21 protein-coding genes and 1 pseudogene are annotated in these 21,053 nt (G+C 63.7%); 10 read left to right on the top strand and 12 right to left on the bottom strand.

Going from position 1 to position 21,053, the window contains the following annotated elements:
- Positions 1-24 precede the first annotated feature (24 nt).
- The 6 genes from AB3X94_RS30555 (at position 25) to AB3X94_RS30530 (ending at position 6,991) form a co-directional block, all read left to right on the top strand.
- On the top strand, positions 25-978 hold the full coding sequence (locus AB3X94_RS30555) for a substrate-binding domain-containing protein (RefSeq protein ID WP_368613529.1): 954 nt from the start codon (positions 25-27) through the stop codon (positions 976-978).
- Between the two features lie 62 nt (positions 979-1,040).
- Complete coding sequence (locus tag AB3X94_RS30550; RefSeq protein WP_368613528.1) at positions 1,041-2,561, top strand: sugar ABC transporter ATP-binding protein; 1,521 nt, start codon at positions 1,041-1,043, stop codon at positions 2,559-2,561.
- Positions 2,548-3,555: an ABC transporter permease gene (locus AB3X94_RS30545; RefSeq protein ID WP_368613527.1), complete on the top strand. Its 1,008-nt coding sequence runs from the start codon at positions 2,548-2,550 to the stop codon at positions 3,553-3,555. The genes AB3X94_RS30550 and AB3X94_RS30545 overlap by 14 nt, the downstream gene beginning before the upstream one ends.
- 37 nt (positions 3,556-3,592) lie before the next feature.
- Positions 3,593-4,681 carry an alcohol dehydrogenase catalytic domain-containing protein gene (locus AB3X94_RS30540; protein ID WP_176105179.1) on the top strand — a complete coding sequence of 363 codons (1,089 nt, stop codon included), beginning with the start codon at positions 3,593-3,595 and terminating at the stop codon, positions 4,679-4,681.
- A gap of 31 nt (positions 4,682-4,712) precedes the next feature.
- Positions 4,713-6,257, top strand: a complete 1,545-nt coding sequence (locus tag AB3X94_RS30535) for an FGGY-family carbohydrate kinase (RefSeq protein WP_368613526.1) — start codon at positions 4,713-4,715, stop codon at positions 6,255-6,257.
- On the top strand, positions 6,254-6,991 hold the full coding sequence (locus tag AB3X94_RS30530; protein WP_176105181.1) for an SDR family oxidoreductase: 738 nt from the start codon (positions 6,254-6,256) through the stop codon (positions 6,989-6,991). The genes AB3X94_RS30535 and AB3X94_RS30530 overlap by 4 nt, the downstream gene beginning before the upstream one ends.
- A 91-nt stretch (positions 6,992-7,082) precedes the next feature.
- Here AB3X94_RS30530 and AB3X94_RS30525 read toward each other — a convergent pair whose 3' ends face one another.
- From AB3X94_RS30525 to kynB, 6 genes and pseudogenes are all read right to left on the bottom strand, one after another.
- The gene (locus AB3X94_RS30525) at positions 7,083-7,367 is read right to left on the bottom strand and encodes a contact-dependent growth inhibition system immunity protein (RefSeq protein WP_368613525.1); all 285 of its coding nucleotides are present in this window, start codon (positions 7,365-7,367) and stop codon (positions 7,083-7,085) included.
- Positions 7,368-7,397: 30 nt separating this feature from the next.
- Positions 7,398-7,682 (bottom strand): contact-dependent growth inhibition system immunity protein, encoded by a 285-nt coding sequence (locus AB3X94_RS30520; RefSeq protein WP_368613524.1) that lies wholly within the window; start codon positions 7,680-7,682, stop codon positions 7,398-7,400.
- Between the two features lie 124 nt (positions 7,683-7,806).
- Positions 7,807-7,992 (bottom strand): annotated as a pseudogene (locus AB3X94_RS30515) (hypothetical protein); the annotation flags it as partial.
- Positions 7,993-8,201: 209 nt separating this feature from the next.
- Complete coding sequence (gene kynA / locus AB3X94_RS30510) at positions 8,202-9,137, bottom strand: tryptophan 2,3-dioxygenase (protein WP_368613523.1); 936 nt, start codon at positions 9,135-9,137, stop codon at positions 8,202-8,204.
- A 10-nt stretch (positions 9,138-9,147) separates the two neighbouring features.
- Positions 9,148-10,398, bottom strand: a complete 1,251-nt coding sequence (gene kynU, locus AB3X94_RS30505) for a kynureninase (RefSeq protein WP_368613522.1) — start codon at positions 10,396-10,398, stop codon at positions 9,148-9,150.
- A 33-nt stretch (positions 10,399-10,431) separates the two neighbouring features.
- The gene (gene kynB / locus AB3X94_RS30500) at positions 10,432-11,094 is read right to left on the bottom strand and encodes an arylformamidase (protein ID WP_184226408.1); all 663 of its coding nucleotides are present in this window, start codon (positions 11,092-11,094) and stop codon (positions 10,432-10,434) included.
- Positions 11,095-11,224: 130 nt separating this feature from the next.
- Here kynB and AB3X94_RS30495 point away from each other — a divergent pair, with 130 nt between their 5' ends.
- Positions 11,225-11,740 (top strand): Lrp/AsnC family transcriptional regulator, encoded by a 516-nt coding sequence (locus tag AB3X94_RS30495; protein WP_176105186.1) that lies wholly within the window; start codon positions 11,225-11,227, stop codon positions 11,738-11,740.
- 75 nt (positions 11,741-11,815) lie between these two features.
- On the opposite strand, the gene AB3X94_RS30490 is transcribed toward AB3X94_RS30495, so the two are convergent.
- A complete protein-coding gene (locus AB3X94_RS30490) occupies positions 11,816-12,325 on the bottom strand; it encodes a flavin reductase family protein (protein WP_176105187.1) in 510 nt (169 codons plus the stop codon).
- 560 nt (positions 12,326-12,885) lie between these two features.
- Between AB3X94_RS30490 and msrA the strand changes: the two genes are divergently transcribed.
- A complete protein-coding gene (gene msrA, locus AB3X94_RS30485; protein WP_176384452.1) occupies positions 12,886-13,425 on the top strand; it encodes a peptide-methionine (S)-S-oxide reductase MsrA in 540 nt (179 codons plus the stop codon).
- A 63-nt stretch (positions 13,426-13,488) separates the two neighbouring features.
- Here msrA and AB3X94_RS30480 read toward each other — a convergent pair whose 3' ends face one another.
- The 3 genes from AB3X94_RS30480 to pdxH form a co-directional block, all read right to left on the bottom strand.
- Complete coding sequence (locus AB3X94_RS30480) at positions 13,489-14,835, bottom strand: DUF72 domain-containing protein (protein ID WP_368613521.1); 1,347 nt, start codon at positions 14,833-14,835, stop codon at positions 13,489-13,491.
- Between the two features lie 84 nt (positions 14,836-14,919).
- Positions 14,920-16,134 (bottom strand): class I SAM-dependent methyltransferase, encoded by a 1,215-nt coding sequence (locus AB3X94_RS30475; protein ID WP_368613520.1) that lies wholly within the window; start codon positions 16,132-16,134, stop codon positions 14,920-14,922.
- Positions 16,135-16,283: 149 nt separating this feature from the next.
- The gene (gene pdxH / locus AB3X94_RS30470) at positions 16,284-16,925 is read right to left on the bottom strand and encodes a pyridoxamine 5'-phosphate oxidase (RefSeq protein ID WP_368613519.1); all 642 of its coding nucleotides are present in this window, start codon (positions 16,923-16,925) and stop codon (positions 16,284-16,286) included.
- A 249-nt stretch (positions 16,926-17,174) separates the two neighbouring features.
- Between pdxH and tcdA the strand changes: the two genes are divergently transcribed.
- A complete protein-coding gene (gene tcdA, locus AB3X94_RS30465) occupies positions 17,175-18,032 on the top strand; it encodes a tRNA cyclic N6-threonylcarbamoyladenosine(37) synthase TcdA (protein WP_368613518.1) in 858 nt (285 codons plus the stop codon).
- Positions 18,033-18,106: 74 nt separating this feature from the next.
- On the opposite strand, the gene trxA is transcribed toward tcdA, so the two are convergent.
- Both trxA and AB3X94_RS30455 read right to left on the bottom strand, forming a co-directional pair.
- Positions 18,107-18,955, bottom strand: a complete 849-nt coding sequence (trxA, locus tag AB3X94_RS30460; RefSeq protein WP_176385075.1) for a thioredoxin — start codon at positions 18,953-18,955, stop codon at positions 18,107-18,109.
- Between the two features lie 89 nt (positions 18,956-19,044).
- Complete coding sequence (locus tag AB3X94_RS30455; protein WP_176105194.1) at positions 19,045-19,920, bottom strand: pirin family protein; 876 nt, start codon at positions 19,918-19,920, stop codon at positions 19,045-19,047.
- A 167-nt stretch (positions 19,921-20,087) separates the two neighbouring features.
- Here AB3X94_RS30455 and AB3X94_RS30450 point away from each other — a divergent pair, with 167 nt between their 5' ends.
- Positions 20,088-20,969, top strand: coding sequence for an EamA family transporter (locus AB3X94_RS30450; protein ID WP_176105195.1), 882 nt, complete (start codon positions 20,088-20,090; stop codon positions 20,967-20,969).
- Positions 20,970-21,053 lie beyond the last annotated feature (84 nt).

The following is a 21,053-nucleotide window of genomic DNA, read 5'->3' as shown; positions in this document are numbered from 1 at the left end:
TCACTTCAAAAAATGGAGACAACCATGAAGCCGTCTACTCTTTCGCTCAACCCATCGATCCTGTTCGCGCGCCGCTTCGCCGCGCTGGCGTTCGGTTTGTCGCTCGTTGGCGTGTCGGCTGCGCAGACCGCGCAGGCCGCGCCGCTGAAAATCGGCATGACGTTTCAGGAGCTGAACAACCCGTACTTCGTGACGATGCAAAAAGCGCTGAACGACGCGGCCGCGTCGACCGGCGCGACCGTCGTCGTCACCGACGCGCATCACGACGTCAGCAAGCAGGTCAGCGACGTCGAAGACATGCTGCAAAAGAAGATCGACATCCTGCTCGTCAATCCGACCGACTCGACCGGCATCCAGTCGGCGGTCACGTCGGCGAAGAAGGCGGGCGTCGTCGTGGTCGCGGTCGATGCGAACGCGAACGGCCCGGTCGATTCGTTCGTCGGCTCGAAGAACTACGACGCGGGCGTGATGGCTTGCGACTACCTCGCGAAGTCGATCGGCGGCAGCGGCGAAGTGGCGATTCTCGACGGCATTCCGGTTGTGCCGATTCTCGAACGCGTGCGCGGCTGCAAGGCGGCGCTCGCGAAATCGCCTGGCGTGAAGCTCGTCGATACGCAGAACGGCAAGCAGGAACGCGCGACCGCGCTGTCCGTCACCGAGAACATGATCCAGGCGCATCCGAATCTGAAGGGCGTATTCAGCGTGAACGACGGTGGCTCGATGGGCGCGCTGTCGGCGATCGAATCGTCGGGCAAGGACATCAAGCTGACGAGCGTCGATGGTGCGCCTGAGGCGATAGCCGCGATTCAGAAGCCGGATTCGAAATTCGTCGAGACGTCGGCGCAGTTCCCGGCAGACCAGGTGCGCATCGCGCTCGGCATCGCGCTCGCGAAGAAGTGGGGCGCCAATGTGCCGAAAGCGATTCCGGTCGACGTGAAAATGATCGACAGGAGCAACGCGAAGGGCTTCAGCTGGTAACGCAAGCGCAGGCCGCCGCGCGTGGCGATCATGCGCGGCGGTGCGCAGCAAAGGAACACGCGATGGATACGCTTCTGAAGCTCGACAACATCAGCAAGAGCTTTCCCGGTGTGAAGGCGCTGCAAGGCATTCACCTGGAGATCGCGCGTGGCGAGATTCACGCGCTGCTCGGCGAGAACGGCGCGGGCAAATCGACGCTGATGAAAATTCTGTGCGGCATCTATCAGCCGGACGAAGGAACGATCACGCTCGACGGCGAGCAACGCCACTTCGCGAACTACCACGACGCGGTGGCCGCGGGCGTCGGTATCGTGTTTCAGGAGTTCAGCCTGATTCCGTATCTGAACGCGGTGGAGAACATGTTTCTCGGCCGTGAAATGCGTAATCGCTTCGGCCTGCTCGAACGCGCCAGGATGCGCCGCGCGGCGGCCGCGATTTTTCAGCGGCTTGGCGTTGCGATCGACCTGTCGGTGCCGATCAGGGAACTCTCCGTTGCGCAGCAGCAGTTCGTCGAAATCGGCAAGGCGTTGTCGCTCGATGCTCGCGTGCTGATTCTCGACGAACCGACCGCGACGCTGACGCCCGCCGAAGCCGCGCATCTGTTCACGATCATGCGCGAGTTGAAGCAGCAGGGCGTCGCGATGATCTTTATCTCGCACCACCTCGAAGAGATCTTCGAGGTGTGCGACCGCATCACGGTGCTGCGCGACGGCCAGTACGTCGGCATGACCGAGGTCGCGCAATCCGACGTGAGCCGGCTCGTGCAGATGATGGTGGGACGCCGCATCGAAAGCAGCTTTCCGCCGAAGCCGGCGCCGCGCGCCGATGCGAAGATCGTGCTCGACGTCGTGCGCTTGCAGTTGTTCAAAGACAGCCCCGAGTTGAGCTTCACGCTGCGCGAAGGAGAGATTCTCGGTTTCGCGGGACTCGTCGGTTCGGGGCGCACCGAGACCGCGCTCGCGGTGATCGGCGCGGAGCGCGCGTACGTGAAGGAGATTCGCGTGAACGGCACCGCCGCAAAGCTCGCCGATCCGGCCGAAGCGCTGCGCGCGGGCGTCGGCATTCTGCCCGAGAGCCGCAAGACCGAAGGGCTCATTACCGACTTCTCGATCAAGCAGAACATCTCGATCAACAACCTCGGCAAGTACCGGTCGCTGCGTTTCTTCATCGACCAGCGCAGCGAGGCGCGCGCGACCGCCGACATCATGAAGCGCGTGGGCGTGAAGGCGCCGACGATGCACACCGAAGTCGCGACGCTGTCGGGCGGCAATCAGCAGAAGGTCGTGATCGCGCGCTGGCTCAATCACCACACCAACATCCTGATCTTCGACGAACCGACTCGCGGCATCGACGTCGGCGCGAAGGCCGAAATCTATCTGCTGATGCGCGAACTGACCGCGCGCGGCTACTCGATCATCATGATCTCGTCCGAGTTGCCGGAGATCGTCGGCATGTGCGACCGCGTCGCCGTGTTCCGGCAGGGCCGCATCGAAGCGCTGCTCGAAGGCGACGCGATCGAATCGAACGCCGTGATGACCTATGCGACCGCCGGTTCGCTTGGAGCTTCTCATGAACATGCCTAATCCTTCCTCTTCGCCGAAAACATCGAGCGTCAGCAGCGACACGCCGGGCGCGCCAGTGCGCTTCACCTGGGCCGCGCTGAAACGCTCGACGCTGTTCTATCCGTTCATCGGCCTGCTGGTCGTCTGCATCGTGATGGTGTTCGCGAGCGACAGTTTTCTGTCGGCCGCAAACATCGAGAACGTGCTGCGCCAGGTGTCGATCAACGCGATCATCGCGGTCGGCATGACCTGCGTGATCCTGACGGGCGGCATCGATCTGTCGGTCGGCTCGGTGATGGCGCTCGCGGGCACGCTGTCGGCCGGGCTGATGGTCGCGGGCATGAACGGGGTGGCCGCGCTCGCGATCGGCCTCGCGGTCGGTCTCGGCTTCGGCGCGGCCAACGGCTTTTTCGTCGCGTTCGCCGGCATGCCGCCGATCATCGTCACGCTCGCGACGATGGGTATCGCGCGCGGCCTCGCGCTGATCTACACCGGCGGCTACCCGATCGACGGCCTGCCCGACTGGGTCAGCTTCTTCGGCAACGGCAAGATTCTCGGCATCCAGGCGCCGGTCGTAATCATGGCGGTGATCTATGTGATCGCGTGGGTGCTGCTCGAACGGATGCCGTTCGGCCGCTACGTGTATGCGATCGGCGGCAACGAGCAGGCGACGCGCTTGTCCGGCGTGCGCGTCGCGCGCGTGAAGCTGATCGTCTACACGATCGCCGGCTTGACGTCCGCGTTCGCCGCGATCGTGCTGACCGCGCGTCTGATGAGCGGCCAGCCGAACGCGGGCGTTGGCTTCGAACTCGACGCAATCGCCGCCGTCGTGATGGGCGGCACGTCGATCTCCGGTGGACGCGGCTCGATCATCGGCACGCTGATCGGCGCGCTGTTACTCGGTGTGCTGAATAACGGCCTGAACATGGTCGGCGTCAATCCATACGTGCAGAACGTGATCAAGGGCGGAATCATTCTGCTCGCGATCTATATCAGCCGCGACCGCAGAAAGTAACGCTCACTTCCCCACATCTTTTTTGCAGGACCATGCAATGACGACTCCATCCGACCAGCAGAACATGACCGCCATCGTCTGTCATGCACCGAAAGACTATCGCGTCGAGCAAGTGCAGAAGCCACGCGCCCGCGCGCACGAGCTGGTGATCCGCATCGCCGCGTGCGGCATCTGCGCGAGCGACTGCAAATGCCATTCGGGCGCGAAGATGTTCTGGGGCGGCCCGAGCCCGTGGGTCAAGGCGCCGGTGATTCCGGGCCACGAGTTCTTTGGCTATGTCGAGGAACTGGGCGAGGGCGCGGCCGAGCATTTCGGCGTGCAAAAAGGCGAGCGCGTGATCGCCGAGCAGATCGTGCCGTGCGGCAAGTGCCGCTACTGCAAATCAGGCCAGTACTGGATGTGCGAAGTGCACAACATCTTCGGCTTTCAGCGCGAGGTCGCGGATGGCGGCATGGCGGAGTACATGCGGATTCCGCCGACCGCGATCGTCCACAAGATTCCCGACGGCATCTCGCTCGAAGACGCCGCGATCATCGAGCCGCTCGCGTGCGCGATTCACACGGTCAATCGCGGCGATCTGCAACTCGACGACGTCGTCGTGATCGCGGGCGCGGGGCCGCTCGGTCTGATGATGACGCAGGTCGCGCATCTGAAGACGCCAAAGAAGCTCGTCGTGATCGATCTCGTCGAAGAGCGGCTCGCGCTCGCGCGCGAATACGGCGCGGACGTGACGATCAATCCTCAGAAGGACGACGCGCTCGCGATCATTCGTTCACTGACTGACGGCTACGGCTGCGACGTCTATATTGAAACGACGGGCGCGCCGATCGGCGTGAACCAGGGGATGGACCTGATCCGCAAGCTCGGGCGCTTCGTCGAATTCTCGGTGTTCGGCGCGGATACGACGCTCGACTGGTCGGTGATCGGTGATCGCAAGGAACTCGATGTGCGCGGCGCGCACCTTGGACCTTATTGCTATCCGATCGCGATCGATCTGCTCGCGCGCGGACTTGTCACGTCGAAGGGCATCGTCACGCACGGCTTTTCGTTGGAAGAATGGGACGAAGCGATCAGGATCGCGAATTCGCTCGACTCGATCAAGGTGCTGATGAAGCCGCGCGCATGAATCTCGTGTGCGGCGTTTCAACGGAGACTCTATGAACTACGTCATCGGCGTCGATATCGGCACGCAGAGCACGAAAGCGTTGCTGGTCGACGAGCATGGCGCGATCGTCGCGCAGCATGCGTCGAGCTATCAACCCGATACGCCGAAGCCGTTGTGGGCCGAGCAGTGGCCCGCGGTATGGCTGAAGGCCGTGGTCGAATGCGTGGCCGCGTGCGTCGGCGACGCGAAGGCGGCCGGCATCGCGCCGGGTGCGATCAAGGCGCTGTGCGTGAGCAGCCTGTACGGCGGCTCTGGCATCCCGGTCGATAACGACATGCGGCCGCTCGCACCGTGCCTGATCTGGATGGACCGGCGCGCGACCGCGCAGGTGGACTGGGTGCGCGAGAACGTCGATCTCGAACGGCTCCATACGATCACCGGTAATGGGGTAGACAGCTACTACGGCTACACGAAGATGCTGTGGCTGCGCGAGAACGAGCCGGACGTGTGGGCGCATACGCGCTATTTCCTGCCGCCGAACGCGTACGTGATCTACATGCTGACCGGCGAGGTCGCCGTCGATCACAGCTCGGCTGGCAATATCGGCGGCGTCTACGATATCGCGCGGCGCGACTGGTCGGACGAAGCGCTCGACATGCTCGGCATTCCCGCGACGATGATGCCGGATCGGCTCGTCGAATCGTCGGAGGTGGTGGGCGGCTTGTTGTCGCAATGGTCCGCGCAACTTGGGCTCGATGCAGGCACGGCGATCGTCGCGGGCGGCGTCGATGCGGCGATGGCGACGTTCGCGGCCGGTGTCACGCGCGCCGGGCAGCACGTCGCGATGATCGGCACCAGCATGTGCTGGGGCTACATCAATCAGCGTGTCGACGCACGCCACGGTCTGGTCAGCATGCCGCACGTTTTCAACGGGCAGCACGATATCTACGTATTCGGCGGCGCGATTACCGCGGGCGCGTCGGTCAGCTGGTATCGCGAGCAGTTCTGTCACGCGGAGATCGAGGCCGCGCGCGCGACACCGCACGGCGATCCGCATCGGCTGCTCGAAGAAACGGCCGCGCAAGTGCCGGCCGGCGCCGACGGCGTGCTGTTCCTGCCGTATCTGATGGGCGAGCGAAGTCCGGTGTGGGATGCGAAGGCGAGCGGCGCGTTCGTCGGGTTGTCGCTGTTTCATACGCGTGCGCATCTGTATCGCGCGGTGCTCGAAGGGGTGTCGTTCGCGCTGAAACACAACATCGAGGCAGGGCGCAAAGGCGCGCAATCGCTCGACGACAAGCTGATCGTCGTGGGCGGCGCCGCGCATTCGGACCTGTGGATGCAGATCACCGCCGATGTCACCGGCTATCCGGTCTACACGATCGAGCAGGACGTGGAAGCGGCGATGGGCGCGGCGTTGCTCGCCGCGCTCGGCGTCGGCCTCGTGTCGCGCGAAGCGGCGCAAGGCGGCTGGGTCACACTGATCGAGCGCGCGCAGCCCGACGCACGGCGCATGGCGTTATACGAGCAGCGCTTCGGCGTGTACGTGGATCTCTATCCGGTTTTGAAGCCGGTCATGCATCGCTTGCAATCATCATGAACGCTACTTTCGATTTTTCCGGACGCTCGATCCTGGTGACGGGCGCCTCCAGCGGCATCGGCCGCGCGACGGTCGAGGCGCTGTGCGCGAGCGGCGCATCGGTCGTCGCGGCCGCGCGCAACGTGAACGAGCTCGCGCGGCTCGCCGAGGAAACCGGCTGCGAGCCGTTGAAGCTCGATGTTAGCGACGAAGCCGCAATCGACGAAGCATTCGCGTCGCTCGAACCGTTCGACGGTCTCGTCAATTGCGCGGGCATCGCGTTGCTGGAACGCGCGGTGGATACCACGGCCGCGAGCTTCGATCGCGTGATGGCGGTGAATGCGCGCGGCGCGGTGCTGGTCGCGAAGCACGTCGCGCGCGGCATGCTCGACGCGGGGCGCGCGGGCAGCATCGTCAACGTGTCGAGTCAGGCGGCGCTCGTCGCGCTCGACGATCATCTGAGCTATTCGGCGTCGAAGGCGGCGCTCGATGCGGTCACGCGCGCGTTGTGCATCGAGCTGGGGCCGCACGGGATTCGCGTGAATAGCGTGAACCCGACGGTCACGCTGACGCCGATGGCGGTGCTGGCGTGGAGCGATCCCGTCAAACGCGATCCTGCGTTGCAGGCGATTCCGCTCAGGCGCTTTGCTGAATCCGCCGAGGTCGCGGCGCCGATTCTGTTTTTGTTGAGCGATGCGGCGTCGATGGTTAGCGGGGTGTGTTTGCCGATTGATGGTGGTTATACCGCGCGTTAGGGGGTGTCAAGCGCCGTTGGTTGCGTGGTGAAATGAAAATAGACGTAAGCCCCGCCAGACGGCGGGGCCGTCCGGCGGGCGGTGGTGCAGGCTACTCACTCAGAAGAAGACGTTTAAGTTTGTCGAGAAAAGATTCGACGGTGTGCCCCCACAGCGTCGGATCGAACTGCCTGCCGAATTCCTCCTCGAAGGCAGCGCCAAGATTTCCAGCGTGATCTCTCTTGATCCGATCTATGTCGGCCACCTTTGCGTTAATCATTTCTGGCGTGCATCCGCTTGCACAAGTCCGCACCAACTCTTCAATTGTGTTTCCCCAGTAGTCGGAATCCTCATTGAAGTAGACACCGATCAATTGATCCAGATCGTCGTATCTCATGTATCGCCGTCCAGTGCGAGGAAAATCAGGCTACTCGCTCAGGAGAAGACTCTTAAGTTTGTCGAGAAAAGCCTCGGTGGTTTGCTCCCACACCGTCGGATCGCACTGATAGCCAAAATTTTTCTCAAACGCGGCGTCGAGATTCCCAGCATGATCGCTCTTGAATCGGTCTATCTCGGCCACCGTCGCATTAATCTCTTCCGGTGTGCACTCGCATGTAAAAGACAAGACCAATTCCTCGATTGTGTTGCCAAAAAGGTCGAAGTCTTCATTGAAGCGGCCACAAATCAATTGATACAAATTTTCGTATCTCATATATCAATATCCATGTGAAATTCAGCCTTCGATCATGGCCGTGAGAATGTAGTACGGCATCCCGTTGTACGTCCCGTGCTTCAAGATGACCTTCACTTTACTGCTGTCCACTAGGGTGTCAGTCTTCTGGCAAAGCGCAAAGCGCACCCGCACCGACCATTTCCAGCACGCCGCCGACGACCTGTAAACCGCCCCAAAGCCGGTTGGAAAGCATTTCCGACTGGCTGATCGACTGACGAGATAGCACGGCCGCGAGTTGCGGAGCACTCAGTACAACCTTCACTCCTTCGGCGTTATCGGCACCGGGCATATCGAAACCCTCTGATGTTTTTTATGGGGTTCCGATGCTGCCATGCTGACCATCTCTCAAGATTCGGAGAACTCCGAACTTTCCTCAGCCCGATGCACGGTGCCTGTTCTGCAGCAAGCGGCAATAGTCGCAGCACTACGCTCAGCACGATGGCTTGCTTTTTGTCTCCCGCTAGGTCCGCCAGGGCGATGCTTTATACGCGCCAACCGTTACAGCATCGTCCGCACATGCCAGAGCTCGGGAAACAGCACGACATCGAGCATCTTGCGCAGATACGGCGCGCCGCTAGTGCCGCCGGTGCCCTGCTTGAAGCCGATGATGCGCTCGACGGTCGTCACGTGGCGGAAGCGCCATTGGCGGAACGCATCCTCGAGATCGACGAGTTCTTCCGCCATCTCGTACAGCTCCCAATGCTCGGACGGATTGCGATACACCTCGAGCCACGCGGCCTCCACCGACGCATCATGTTCAGTCGGCCTGGTCCAGTCACGTTCGAGCCGCGCGGACGAAATCTTGAAGCCGCGACGCGCAAGCAGCCGCACCACTTCGTCGTAGAACGACGGCGCTTCGAGCGATGCCTTCACTTGCGCGTATACGTCGGCGCGATGCGCATGCGGCTTCAGCATCTGCTCGTTCTTGTTGCCGAGCAGGAACTCGATCTGCCGGTACTGATACGACTGGAAGCCCGACGAAGTGCCGAGGTATGGCCGCATCGCCGTGTATTCGGATGGCGTCATCGTCGCGAGCACGCTCCACGCCTGCACCAGTTGCTCCATGATCCGCGACACGCGTGCGAGCATCTTGAACGCGGGCGGCAGCTCGTCGCGATGCACGGCCGCGAGTGCCGCGCGCAACTCGTACAGCGCGAGCTTCATCCACAGCTCGCTCGTCTGATGCTGGATGATGAACAGCATCTCGTTGTGATCCGGGGACAACGGATGCTGCGCGTCCAGCACCGTGCCGAGCGACAGATAATCGCCGTAGCTCATCGACTCCGAGAAGTCGAGCTGCGCGTCGTGCCAGCCGCTATTTGTCGTGCTCGCGGCGCTCGCTGCCGGCGCCGAAGCCATCTGTCCGTGCCCGAACGGGCAGCCCTGTGCCGCCGGTTCTTCTGGCAAGCCCGGCGTGTGCATGTGATCGGTCATTCTGTCGTCCTCAGGTAACGGCGCCGCGCTGGGCGAATTCAGGAGCTTTCCAGGCCTCGCGGGTGAGCACGTCGCGCAAGGTTTCGACGGCGTCCCAGACGTCGACGAAACGCGTGTACAGCGGCGTGAAGCCGAAGCGCAGCACGTGCGGCTCGCGATAGTCGCCGATCACGCCACGCGCAATCAGCGCCTGCATCACCTCGTAGCCGTGCGGATGCTCGAAGCTCGCATGCGAGCCGCGCTGCGCATGCTCGCGCGGCGTCACGAGCTTCAGTGGAAATTCGCTGCAACGCGTCTCGACCAGTTCGATGAACAGATCGGTCAGCGCGAGCGACTTCTCGCGAACCGCCTGCATGTTGGTTTGCAGAAACACGTCGAGCCCGCATTCGACGAGCGCCATCGACACCATCGGCTGTGTGCCGCACAGGAAGCGGCCTACGCCGTTGTCGGGCTGATACGTCGGATTCATTTCGAACGGCGCGCGATGCCCCCACCAGCCCGACAGCGGCTGCGCGAACTCGTTCTGGTGGTGCTTGGGCACCCACACGAAAGCGGGCGAACCGGGGCCGCCGTTCAGATACTTGTAGGTGCAGCCGACCGCGTAGTCGGCGCCGACGCCGTTCAGATCGACCGGCACCGCGCCCGCCGAATGCGCGAGGTCCCATAGCGCGAGCGCGCCCCTGTCGTGGATCAGCTTCGTCAGCGCGGCCATGTCGTGCATATAGCCGGTCCGGTAGTTCACGTGCGTGATCATCGCGATCGCGGTGTCCGCGCCGATCGCGTCGGGCAGCTCGGACGGATCGTCGACGAGGCGCAGCTCGTAGCCGCGATCGAGCTGTTCGATCAAACCCTGCGCGATATACAGATCGCTCGGGAAGTTCGAGCGCTCGGACACGATCACGCGACGCTGCGGATCGCGCGCATTCGCGAGCCGCAGCGCGGCCGACAGCAGCTTGAACAGGTTGGTCGAGATCGTGTCGGTGATCACGACTTCGTCTTCGGCTGCGCCGATCAACGGCGCGAGCTTGTTGCCGAGCCGGCGCGGCAGCACGAACCAACCGGATTTGTTCCAGCTGCGGATCAGCCCTTCGCCCCATTCGGCGGCGATCACGGTTTGCGCGCGCTGCGCGGCGGCGGCCGGCGGTACGCCGAGCGAGTTGCCGTCGAGATAGATAGTCGTCGGCGATAGCGCGAACTGGTCGCGCAGCGCTGCGAGCGGGTCGGCGCTGTCGAGCGCCACGGCTTCGTCACGATGGTTCATGGTGGTTCGATGGGTTGGGTTTGGGTTGTCGGGTCAGTAGCTCGCCGCGGGCGTGGCCTGGCGCGAGCCGGGTAGTGCGCGCAGCACCGCGCGCACCGGGCTCGCGTCGAGCGTGGTCAGCTTCAGCGGCAGCGCGATCAGCTCGTAGTCGCCGGGTTCTACCGCGTCGAGCACGATGCCTTCGAGAATCGCCATCCGGTGCGCGCGAATGCGGTGATGCGCGTCCATCGTCTTCGATTCCTGCGGATCGAGCGATGGCGTATCGATGCCGATCAGCTTCACCCCACGCGCGGCGAGCAGATCGACGGTCTCGGGCGCGACCGCGCAGAACGCGCTATCCCACTCGCGCGTCGGCGCATTCCTGTAAGTGCGCAGTAAGACTCGCGGCGGCAGATCGTCGAGCGAGCCGGTCAGGTGTTGTGGCGTCACAACAGGCGAAGCGCCGATACAGTCAATCACTCTGCATAAACCGAGATACGCGTCGAGCGGCACGTCGCCGATCGCGGCGCCGTCGGCGTCGTAGTGCAGCGGCGCATCGGTATGCGCGCCGGTGTGCGGCGACATCGTCAGACGCGCGACATTGACCGGCGAGCCAGCCTCCATGCGCCAGACGCGTTCGATGCCGACCGGCGTGTCGCCCGGCCAGACGGGCGTGGCGGGATCGACGGCGGGGGTGATGTCCCAGAGTGCGCGCATGACGGTTTCGACGGAAGGTGACTATCTCTAAATGATAGAGGTCAAGCCGTGAAATGTGATTGCGAAAAAATCTCCTAACAAGCCGTGTCTTGGAACATAATTTGAGCCAAACCGGAAAGGGAGACCGAATATGAACGCGATCTCGCTCGACGCCACCGATTGCCGTATCTTGACGGTGCTTCAGCAGGAAGGACGGATCAGCAATCTCGACCTGGCGGAGCGTATCTCGCTGTCGCCATCAGCCTGTCTGCGACGCCTGCGTCTGCTGGAGGAGCAGGGCGTCATCGAACACTACCGCGCGTGTCTGAACCGCGAAGTTTTGGGGTTCGAGCTGGAAGCGTTCGTGCAGGTGTCCATGCGCAACGACCAGCAGAACTGGCACGAGCGCTTTGCCGAGGCGTTGCGCGACTGGCCCGAAGTGGTCGGCGCGTTCGTCGTGACCGGCGAAACCCACTACCTGCTGCGCGTGCTTGCGCACAACCTCAAACACTATTCGGATTTCGTGCTCAACCGCCTGTACAAGGCGCCGGGCGTGATGGACATCCGCTCGAACATCGTGCTCGAAACGCTGAAGGAAGATTCGGGCGTGCCGGTGTCGCTCGTGAAGAAGAGCAGCGGGCACGGGGCCACGCATAGCGACCGTTGACGATGACGAGGGGGCGCGCCGTTTTGGCGCGTCCGACCGACAAGCACTACCGGCGCGAGGGGCGCGCCGCGCCGCTCAAAGCGGCTTCAGGCCGTGGAACTGTCCGCTCTGGAACACGAGCGGCAGCATGTCCGCGGCATTTTCGTGCACGCCGCAGCGCTCCACTTCGCCGACGAAAATCACGTGGTCGCCTTCGTCGTAGCGGCTGCGGTTATGACATTCGAACCACGCGAGCGCGCCGTCGAGCACCGGCATGCCGGTGTCGCCCGCCGCGTGCGATACGCCCTCGAAGCGGTCGCCCTTCACGGTCGCGAAGCGCTTGCACAGATCGAGCTGCGTCGAAGACAGCACATTGATCACGTAGTGACTGTTGGCGCGGAACACCGGCATCGACGCCGAGCGCGTCGCGAGACTCCATAGCACGAGCGGCGGAGAGAGCGACACCGAGTTGAAAGAGCTGGCCGTGATGCCGATCAGCTGTCCGGACGCGGCGCGTGTCGTGATCACGGTGACGCCGGTCGCGAACTGGCTGAGCGCCTGTCTAAACGCGGACTGGTCGAAGTTGGGTGGGCTCGCGCTCTTCATCGGGGCAGGGTCCCCGGCGCGCGCCGTGTGAAAGACGGACTTAAGCGCGAATCGAGCCGCGGATACGAACGCGGATATGTGCGGCTGGCAGCGGATGTTTCGAAAGTCATGGTGAAAATCATCGATTTTCGCCAATTTTAACTGTAATCGCCGCGCGCGCCGCACGACGTTGCGTACGGTGCGCAATCCGGCGTTCGCTCGTTCACAGTCGAACACGAACCGGCCGCCGTGTTTCGTGCGGACACGCCGATCATCATGCTTCGTCTCGCCGCAGTTTTCGCTTCGCTTCGCTGAGCATGCGTTCGCCTGGGCGCGGCGCTTGCTGTTGTGCTGCATGGTTATTCACCCGTCGCGCGACGGCCTTTCTATACTCGATATCTGCACTGCGGGATTCGCGTGGAATGGCGCGACGCGTTGCAAACCGCGCCGCGCGACGGGTGCATCAGTTGTGCCTTTTAGTCCGCGTTTTCGGCCATATATTCGGATGCGGTGGCAGACCCGGCGGCGCTGCGCAGGCCGACTGCCGATCATTGTGTGGATCTGATCCTGGGGTGAAGCTTATGAACGAGACGGCAACGCTCGGCGGTGGATGTTTCTGGTGCCTCGAAGCGGTGTATCTGGACGTCGAGGGCGTCAACGCGGTGGAGTCGGGTTACGCGGGCGGTCACACGCGCCGTCCGAGCTACGAGCAGGTCTGCGACGGCGACACCGGTCACGCGGAAGTGGTCAGGGTCGACTTCGATCCGGCGAAGATCAGCTATCGCGAGATTCTCGACATCTTCTTCGCAATCCACGATCCGACCCAGGTGAACCGGCAGGGTAACGACGTCGGCACGCAATACCGTTCGGTGATCTTCACGCATTCCGATGCGCAACGCGAAACCGCGCTACAGGCGATTCGCGAGATCGGCGAACAGGGCATCTACGACGGCAAGATCGTGACCGAGGTGCTGCCGCTCGACGACAACTACTGGCCCGCCGAGGCTTACCATCAGAACTATTTCGCGCAGCATCCGAATCAGGGCTACTGCTCGTTCGTGGTCGCGCCGAAGGTCGCGAAGTTCCGCCAGAAGTTCGCGCATCGGATCAAGGCGCGCTAACGGCGCAGCGCGAGGATCGGAGTCGGCAGCGGGCGGACACGCAAGAACGCCCGCTGCTGTTCGTCACAGCGGTTCCTGTGCTTGCGACCGCGCGTCATCAACGCCGGCGCCATCATTCCCGCGTCCCTGGGTGACACGCACGCAGGCTTCGACGATCTCTTCGGCCAGCTTCACGCAGCTGAGCGGCGCCGATCCCTCCGCCTTGTTGTTGACCGCGATCACAACCGGCTGACCGGCCAGCGCGTAGCGCGCGGCCAGCTCGGCGAGCGACGCGCGCGTCGCCGGATCTTCGTCGACGAGCCGGTTGAACGGCTCGTACTTCGCCTTCGCCTGTTCGTATTTGAAGCCGCCGTGCAGGCTCCAGCGCACGATCAACGGACCGGCCGGCTCGCCGTCGAGCAGCGCGAGCGCCGCGGCCTGACGCAGCGGATCGGGCATCCGCGCATGAATGCCAACGCAGTAGCGAACGCCCGCCGTCTTCAGCATCCGGATGAAACGTGGCGTGAGCAGACTCGCGTCGCGAATCTCGACCGCGTAGCAACTGCCGTCGGGCAGCCTCGGCAGCGCGCCGAAAAACTCTCCCAGACGCTCGATGAACACCGCCGGCTGCGCGAGCATCTGATCCGGCAGCGGCGAGAACTGGAACACCAGCGCGCCGGCCTTAGCGCCGAGGCCTTCCACACAGGGCGCGACGAAGTCGTCGATCGCCATCTGCGCGTTCAGGAAGCACGGGTTCAACGACACCGGCTCGCCGCGCTCGGCGCGCACGGTGGCGTCGGTGATCGTCATCGGCGCCTTGACGATGAAGCGGAAGTGCTCGGGCACCTGCTGCGCGTAGCGCAGGTATTCGGTGACCGTCAGCGCCTGGTAGAACGAGCGGTCGATGCTGACCGCCTTCAGCAGCGGATGCGCGCCGTACGCGCTCAAGCCCTCGCGCGACAGTTTGCTGTTGCTGTAGTCGTCGCCGTAGACGATGCCGCTCCAGCCCGGGAACGACCATGTGGACGTGCCGAGGTGGATCTGCGGCGGCAATTGCGCCGCAAGCGCGAGCAGTTCGGGCGAGGGCGGCGCGGCGAGCACGTCGCGGCCGCGGCGTCTGTTCGGGGCGTCGATGGGGGCGGGTGCCGAGTCTGGTTCAGCAGCGGGGCTGTCGGGCGGGGCGTCGTGTTCGAACAGCGACGCGGCAGCGTTGGCCTTTGCGGGCTTCGGCGCGCGCTTGCGCGCTGGCTGCGCGGCAGCGCTTGCGATGGAGTCGGCCTCGTTCGTGGACACGGCCGGCGCTTCTACAGCAGCCTCCACCGGCATCCCGAACAGATCGAACTCCTGCGCGGCGTCGTGCGCCGCATCGTCCGCGCTGCCGTCCTTGCCGTTCAACGGCTCTTCAACGTCACTCGTCCTGCTCTGGTCCATCAATGTCCGGCCTGCTGTTGATCAGAAATGCGCCGCGGCGCGCGCTTCATGCACGCCGCCGCGGCGTAACCGGTCACAGCACGGTCACAGCGGTTTTTCGTACATGTAGCGGCGCGACCACGGCAGGGTTTTCGCGCTGCGGCCGGCTTTGCGGCACACCACCTGGAAGATCGACACGTCGTCGTTTTCGAACGCATACGCGCAGCCGGCCAGATACACGCGCCAGATGCGGAATTTTTCGTCATCGACGAGCTTGCGCGCCTGATCCGCGTGGGCTTCGAAATTTTCCGTCCAGATGTCGAGCGTGTGCGCATAGTGACGGCGCAGGCTTTCGACGTCAATCGGCTCGAGTCCGCCGCGCTGCATCGATTCCAGCGCGAGGCTGATATGCGGCAGCTCGCCGTCCGGGAACACGTAGCGGTCGATGAACTCGCCGCCGCCGAGCGCGGTTTCGCCGCTATCGGCGTCGCTCGACGTGATGCCGTGGTTCATCGCGATGCCGTCGTCGGCGAGCAGATCGTGCATCTTCTGGAAATAGCCGGGCAGGTTCTTGCGGCCGACGTGCTCGAACATGCCGACGCTCGTGATGCGGTCGAACTGCCCCGGGATGTCGCGATAGTCCTGCAGGCGGATTTCGATCTGGTTCTCGAGCCCCGCCGCCTTGACGCGCGCGGTGGCGAGATCGAACTGGTTCTGTGACAGCGTGACGCCGACGCACTTCGCGCCGAACTTCTGCGCGGCGCGCAGCACGAGCGCACCCCAGCCGCAGCCGATGTCGAGCAGACGCTGGCCGGGCTGCAGCTGGATTTTGGTCAGAATGTGATCGATTTTCTTCAGCTGCGCCGTTGCGAGGTCTTCGGTGCCGGTCTCGAAGTACGCGCACGAGTAGACCATGTTTTCGTCGAGCCACAGCTTGTAGAACTCGTTCGACACGTCGTAGTGATACTGGATGGCTTTTTTATCCGACGTCTTCGAATGATTGAAGTAGCGCCGCACGCGCGCGAGCTTGCCGGCGCTCGTCACGGTACTGCGCGCGAGCTGATAGCCGATATTGATGATGTCCGATAGCTTGCCCTCGATGTCGATCTTGCCTTTGACATAGGCTTCGCCAAGATTGTCGAGGCTCGGTTCGAGCAGATAGGGCAGCGCGGTTGCGCTCTTCACGTGTAGCGTGACCTGGGGCGCGGCGAACTGCCCGAAGTCGTGTTGCTGACCGTCCCACAGCACGAGGCGTGCGGGCAGGTTAGCTGTGGTTTTGACATCTTCAACCCACTGCGCCAGCTTTTTCTCCCAGAACATGTGATCTCTCCGTGTCCGTTGATTTAAAGCAAAGCTATGTGGATCGCGATAGGGCGCGGCGCATTCCGCGGGCCGCGCAACGCAATCCCGCCGACGCGCGCCGCTACGATGGCGGCACGGCCGGCGTCATTCGTCCCATCATCGTCCGGTCAGGGCTGCAGGCGTGCGATCAGCCAGTTGGCGCCTTCTTCCGCGCGCGTATAAAGCAGACGATCGTGCAGCCGCGATGGCCGCCCCTGCCAGAATTCGATCGCGTCGGGCACCAGACGGTAGCCACCCCAGTGCGGCGGACGCGGAGGATTTTCGCCGTATTGCAGGCTGATTTCACGTTCGCGTACTTCGAGCTGCGAGCGGCTTTCAATTACCTGACTCTGATTCGATGCCCATGCGCCGATCCGCGAGCCGAGCGGACGCGATGCGAAATACGCGTCACTGTCTGCCTCGCTCGTTTTGACGACACGGCCCTCGATGCGCACCTGGCGTTCGAGTTCGATCCAGTGAAACAGCAGGCTCGCGTAGGGATTCGCGCTCAGTTCGCGGCCTTTGCGGCTCTCGTAGTTGGTGAAGAACACGAAACCACGCTCGTCGACCCCCTTGATAAGCACGATGCGTGCCGAAGGCCGGCCGCGCGCGTCGACCGTGGCCAGCGTCATCGCATTCGGCTCGGGCAGCTTGGCGTCGATGGCCTGCTGGAACCACGTGTCGAATTGACGGAACGGATCGTGGTTGACGTCGGCAACGTCCAGTGAGCCCAGCGAGTAGTTTTTTCGAAGCTCGGCGAGTGAGATCATGTTCTTATGCGAACGCTACAGTGGGCCAAGTATAGCTAAGGCACCAGGTTTTTGCGCGCGAGCGGATCAACGTATGGCGGGCGCATGTTGCGAGCGCCAAGCCTGCAACGTTGTGTCGCTGCTCGGGGTCCTGCGCGGCTGCTTTCACGTGTTCAGGCAAAATACGGGCTGCGCGCCTGATTGGCCAAAGCGAATTGCCAACGCGCCGCCGCCTGTTACGTTCCGCCTGTGTTTTCGAGCCCTGCCATCATGTCCAGCACCACCGCGCAATCCGATCTTACTACCAGCCTTGACGCGAACGAAACCGCCGACCGCGCCCGCCGGTTCGGCGGCGTCGCCCGTCTGTATGGCGCGCCCGCGCTCGCCGCATTCGAGGGTGCGCACGTCGCGGTGATCGGCATCGGCGGGGTGGGGTCGTGGGTCGCGGAGGCGCTTGCGCGCAGCGCGCTCGGCACGCTGACGCTGATCGATCTCGACAACGTCGCGGAAAGCAACACTAACCGGCAGATTCACGCGCTCGACGGCAACTACGGAAAACCGAAGGTCGAAGCGATGGCCGAGCGCATCACGGCGATCAATCCACACTGCGACGTGCGGCTGATCGAAGACTTCGTCGAACCGGACAATTTCGCGGCGACGCTCGGCGACGGCTTCGACTATGTGATCGACGCGATCGACAGTGTGCGCACGAAGACCGCGCTGATCGCGTGGTGCGTCGAGCGCAAGCAGCCGCTGATCACGGTCGGCGGCGCGGGCGGTCAGCTCGACCCGACGCGTATCCGCATCGACGATCTGGCGCTGACGATTCAGGACCCGCTGCTGTCGAAGGTGCGCGGGCAGTTGCGCAAGCAGCACGGCTTTCCGCGCGGGCCGAAAGCGAAGTTCAAGGTGAGCGCAGTGTATTCCGACGAGCCGCTGATCTATCCGGAAGCGGCCGTCTGCGACATCGATGAAGAAGCCGAGCACGTGAGCACGTCGCCCGGACATACGGGGCCGGTCGGTTTGAACTGCGCGGGGTTTGGGTCCAGCGTGTGCGTGACCGCGAGCTTTGGTTTCGCGGCCGCGGCGTATGTGTTGCGGGAGCTGGCGAAGAAGGCGACGGTTTAGGTTTAGGTGGCAGCCTGGGCGGCGGCGTCAGCCTCTGCGGCCCAGACTGCCATCGAGTCGAACATCACAAACGATCAATTCAACGACGCGCTCAGCTTGCGCCGCCACTGCGCCACCAGTTCCGGCTGATGCGCGGCCAGATCGAACACCGACAACATCGTCTTGCGGCCGATATCTTCGCGGAACGCGCGGTCGCGCTGCACGATCGCGAGCAGATGTTCGAGCGCCTGCGCATATTTGTGCCGCGCGATAAACGCATTCGCGAGATCGAAGCGCGCTTCGAGATCGTCGGGATTGCCCGCGACGCGCGCTTCGAGCGCATCGGTGGGCGGCAGGTCCGCGGCGGCGTCCACCGCGTCGAGCCTGGTTTTGATTGCGTTGAAACGCGCGTCGATGCCTTGCGTGGTTTTCGGCGACAGCAAATCGACTTCGTTGCGCGCCTCGTCGATGCGGTTGTCTTCTAGCAGCAACTCGATGCGGTCCATGCGCGCGTCGTCGAACCCCGGGTCGTACGCGAGCGCCGCTTGCAGCAGGTCGTAGGCGTCGTCGCGGCGGCCTTCGGCGAGCGCGGTCTGCGCTTCGATGCGCGCTCCCGGCGCGCCCTGCGGCACGAGCCGGTCGAGGAACTCGCGCAGTTGTCCTTCCGTCAGCACGCCGATGAACTGATCGACGGCCTGGCCGTCGGCGAACGCGATCACGTGCGGAATGCTGCGCACCTGGAAGTGCGCGGCCAGTTCGTGGTTCTCGTCCACGTTGACCTTCACGAGCTTCCATTTGCCGGCGGCTTCGGCTTCGAGCTTTTCGAGCATCGGGCCGAGACTCTTGCAGGGGCCGCACCACGGCGCCCAGAAATCGACCAGCACGGGGGCCAGCATCGACGCCTTGATGACGTCCTGTTCGAAAGTGGCCAGAGTGGTGTCCATTGCGTCCTCGTCGATAGAAACGGTTTGTAGCTAGCTGGGGCCGAATCGCGCGATTTCAATGCGGTCCCGCGCATGCGGCCCCGGCGCCGTTACTTGCGCTGCGGCAGCGGAATCCATTCGGTTTCGCCGGGCACGTGGCCCATTTCCTGATTCGTCCATGCGAGCTTCGCGGCTTCGATCTTCTCGCGCGAGCTCGCGACGAAATTCCATTCGATGAAGCGCTCGCCGTCGAGCTTCTCGCCGCCGAGCAGCATCACGCGCGCGCCGTGGGTGCTTGCGAGCGTGACGGTTTCGTCCAGCGCGAGCACGGCCATCTGGCCGACTTCGAGCGTGGTGCCGTCGATCTCCAGATCGCCTTCCACCAGATATACACCACGCTCCTCGTGCTCCGGTTCGAGCGCGAACGCGCTGCCCGGCGTGAAGTCGGCGGCGACGTACAGCGTGCCCGAGAACGTCGCGACCGGCGACACCGCGCCGAACGCGGTGCCCGCGATCACGCGCAGCGTCACGCCATTGCGCTCGACGACCGGCAAGGTCGCCGCCGCATGATGCGCGAACGACGGCTCGGCGTCTTCATCGGCGAGCGGCAGTGCGACCCAGGTCTGGATGCCGTGAATTTTCTGGCCGCGCGCGCGGTCTTCGGCCGGCGTGCGCTCCGAATGGACGATGCCGCGTCCGGCCGTCATCCAGTTGACGTCGCCGGGGACGATCTTCTGCTCGGAGCCGAGGCTGTCGCGATGCATGATCGCGCCGTCGAACAGATAGGTGACGGTCGCGAGGCCGATATGCGGATGCGGGCGCACGTCGAGGCCGGTGCCGGGTTCGAGGGTCGCCGGGCCCATGTGGTCGAAGAAGATGAACGGGCCGACGAGGCGCGCCGCCATTGCCGGCAGCACGCGTCGCACGGCCAGATTGCCGATGTCGCGTAGGTGCGGTGTGAGGACGGCTTTGATCGAGGAAGTCATGGGCAGGCTCGACGGGAAAGTGGAAGAAGAAAGCTCGAATGGACGATTCTACTGCGCGTCGCGCGCGGCCGACGGCAACGGTGCACGCTCGCCATCGGCGGGCACAACGAACCGGGGTCGCAGCCTCGGCTACACTGCCGGATCGAACCATTTCATTGGAGACCTGGATGTCGCCCAGGGACTTGCTGCTCGCGCTGATCGTCGTGGTCGCGTGGGGCGTCAATTTCGTCGTGATCAAGGTCGGCCTGCATGGCGTGCCGCCGATGCTGCTCGGCGCGCTGCGCTTTGCGCTCGCCGCGGTGCCGGCGGTGTTTTTCGTCAAGCGGCCGCAGATGCCTTGGCGGTGGCTATTCGCCTACGGCGCGACGATCTCGTTCGGGCAATTCGCGTTCCTGTTCTCGGCGATGTACGTCGGCATGCCGGCGGGGCTCGCGTCGCTGGTGCTGCAGGCGCAGGCGTTTTTCACGCTGATTTTCGCGGCGCTGTTTCTGCACGAACGCTTCCGTTTGCCGAACGTCGCGGGTCTGCTGATCGCCGCGGCGGGGCTCGCGGTGATCGGCCTGCAAGGCGGCCACACGATGTCGCTCGTCGGGTTCCTGCTGACGCTGTGCGCCGCGTGCATGTGGGCGCTCGGCAATATCGTCACGAAGAAGGTCGGCAAGGTCGATCTGGTCGGACTCGTCGTGTGGGGCAGCCTGATTCCGCCGCTGCCGTTTTTCGCCGCGTCGTTCGTGTTCGAGGGACCGCGCGAGATCGCCGCCGCGCTGACCGGTATCAGCGCGCTGTCGATCTTCGCGATCGTCTATCTGGCGTTTATCGCGACGTTGGTCGGCTATGGCTTGTGGAGCCGTCTGCTGTCGCGCTATCCGGCGAGCCAGGTCGCGCCGTTCTCGTTGCTGGTGCCGATCGTCGGTCTCGCGTCGGCGTCGTTGCTGCTCGGCGAGGAACTGTCGGCGATGCAGGTGGCGGGCGCATTGCTCGTGATGGCGGGGCTCGCGGTCAACGTGTTCGGCGGCTGGGTCGTGCAACGCTTGATGCCGGCGCGCTGAGCAACCGTTGCGCCACGCGTTGCGCGCGTGAATAGAAAAACGGTCGTGAGGCCTAATGCCGTTCGGTCAAGCGACTGAACGGCA

The organism is Paraburkholderia sp. BR10923 (genome assembly GCF_040948765.1).
Taxonomy (GTDB): domain Bacteria; phylum Pseudomonadota; class Gammaproteobacteria; order Burkholderiales; family Burkholderiaceae; genus Paraburkholderia; species Paraburkholderia youngii.
Note: the sequence above shows the minus strand (reverse complement) of the source record. Positions and strands in the feature narration are given on the sequence as shown.

Excerpts from the sequence above, each read along its gene's own strand:
- AB3X94_RS30535 (WP_368613526.1), top strand. The coding sequence starts at position 4,713 with ATGAACTACGTCATCGGCGTCGATATCGGCACGCAGAGCACGAAAGCG.
- kynU (WP_368613522.1), bottom strand. The coding sequence starts at position 10,398 with ATGAACCATCGTGACGAAGCCGTGGCGCTCGACAGCGCCGACCCGCTC.
- AB3X94_RS30480 (WP_368613521.1), bottom strand. The coding sequence starts at position 14,835 with ATGGACCAGAGCAGGACGAGTGACGTTGAAGAGCCGTTGAACGGCAAG.
- tcdA (WP_368613518.1), top strand. The coding sequence starts at position 17,175 with ATGTCCAGCACCACCGCGCAATCCGATCTTACTACCAGCCTTGACGCG.
- pdxH (WP_368613519.1), bottom strand. The coding sequence starts at position 16,925 with ATGATCTCACTCGCCGAGCTTCGAAAAAACTACTCGCTGGGCTCACTG.
- trxA (WP_176385075.1), bottom strand. The coding sequence starts at position 18,955 with ATGGACACCACTCTGGCCACTTTCGAACAGGACGTCATCAAGGCGTCG.
- kynA (WP_368613523.1), bottom strand. The coding sequence starts at position 9,137 with ATGACCGATCACATGCACACGCCGGGCTTGCCAGAAGAACCGGCGGCA.
- AB3X94_RS30490 (WP_176105187.1), bottom strand. The coding sequence starts at position 12,325 with ATGAAGAGCGCGAGCCCACCCAACTTCGACCAGTCCGCGTTTAGACAG.
- AB3X94_RS30495 (WP_176105186.1), top strand. The coding sequence starts at position 11,225 with ATGAACGCGATCTCGCTCGACGCCACCGATTGCCGTATCTTGACGGTG.
- AB3X94_RS30555 (WP_368613529.1), top strand. The coding sequence starts at position 25 with ATGAAGCCGTCTACTCTTTCGCTCAACCCATCGATCCTGTTCGCGCGC.
- AB3X94_RS30540 (WP_176105179.1), top strand. The coding sequence starts at position 3,593 with ATGACGACTCCATCCGACCAGCAGAACATGACCGCCATCGTCTGTCAT.
- kynB (WP_184226408.1), bottom strand. The coding sequence starts at position 11,094 with ATGCGCGCACTCTGGGACATCACCCCCGCCGTCGATCCCGCCACGCCC.
- AB3X94_RS30475 (WP_368613520.1), bottom strand. The coding sequence starts at position 16,134 with ATGTTCTGGGAGAAAAAGCTGGCGCAGTGGGTTGAAGATGTCAAAACC.
- AB3X94_RS30450 (WP_176105195.1), top strand. The coding sequence starts at position 20,088 with ATGTCGCCCAGGGACTTGCTGCTCGCGCTGATCGTCGTGGTCGCGTGG.
- AB3X94_RS30530 (WP_176105181.1), top strand. The coding sequence starts at position 6,254 with ATGAACGCTACTTTCGATTTTTCCGGACGCTCGATCCTGGTGACGGGC.
- AB3X94_RS30545 (WP_368613527.1), top strand. The coding sequence starts at position 2,548 with ATGAACATGCCTAATCCTTCCTCTTCGCCGAAAACATCGAGCGTCAGC.
- msrA (WP_176384452.1), top strand. The coding sequence starts at position 12,886 with ATGAACGAGACGGCAACGCTCGGCGGTGGATGTTTCTGGTGCCTCGAA.
- AB3X94_RS30520 (WP_368613524.1), bottom strand. The coding sequence starts at position 7,682 with ATGAGATACGAAAATTTGTATCAATTGATTTGTGGCCGCTTCAATGAA.
- AB3X94_RS30455 (WP_176105194.1), bottom strand. The coding sequence starts at position 19,920 with ATGACTTCCTCGATCAAAGCCGTCCTCACACCGCACCTACGCGACATC.
- AB3X94_RS30525 (WP_368613525.1), bottom strand. The coding sequence starts at position 7,367 with ATGAGATACGACGATCTGGATCAATTGATCGGTGTCTACTTCAATGAG.
- AB3X94_RS30550 (WP_368613528.1), top strand. The coding sequence starts at position 1,041 with ATGGATACGCTTCTGAAGCTCGACAACATCAGCAAGAGCTTTCCCGGT.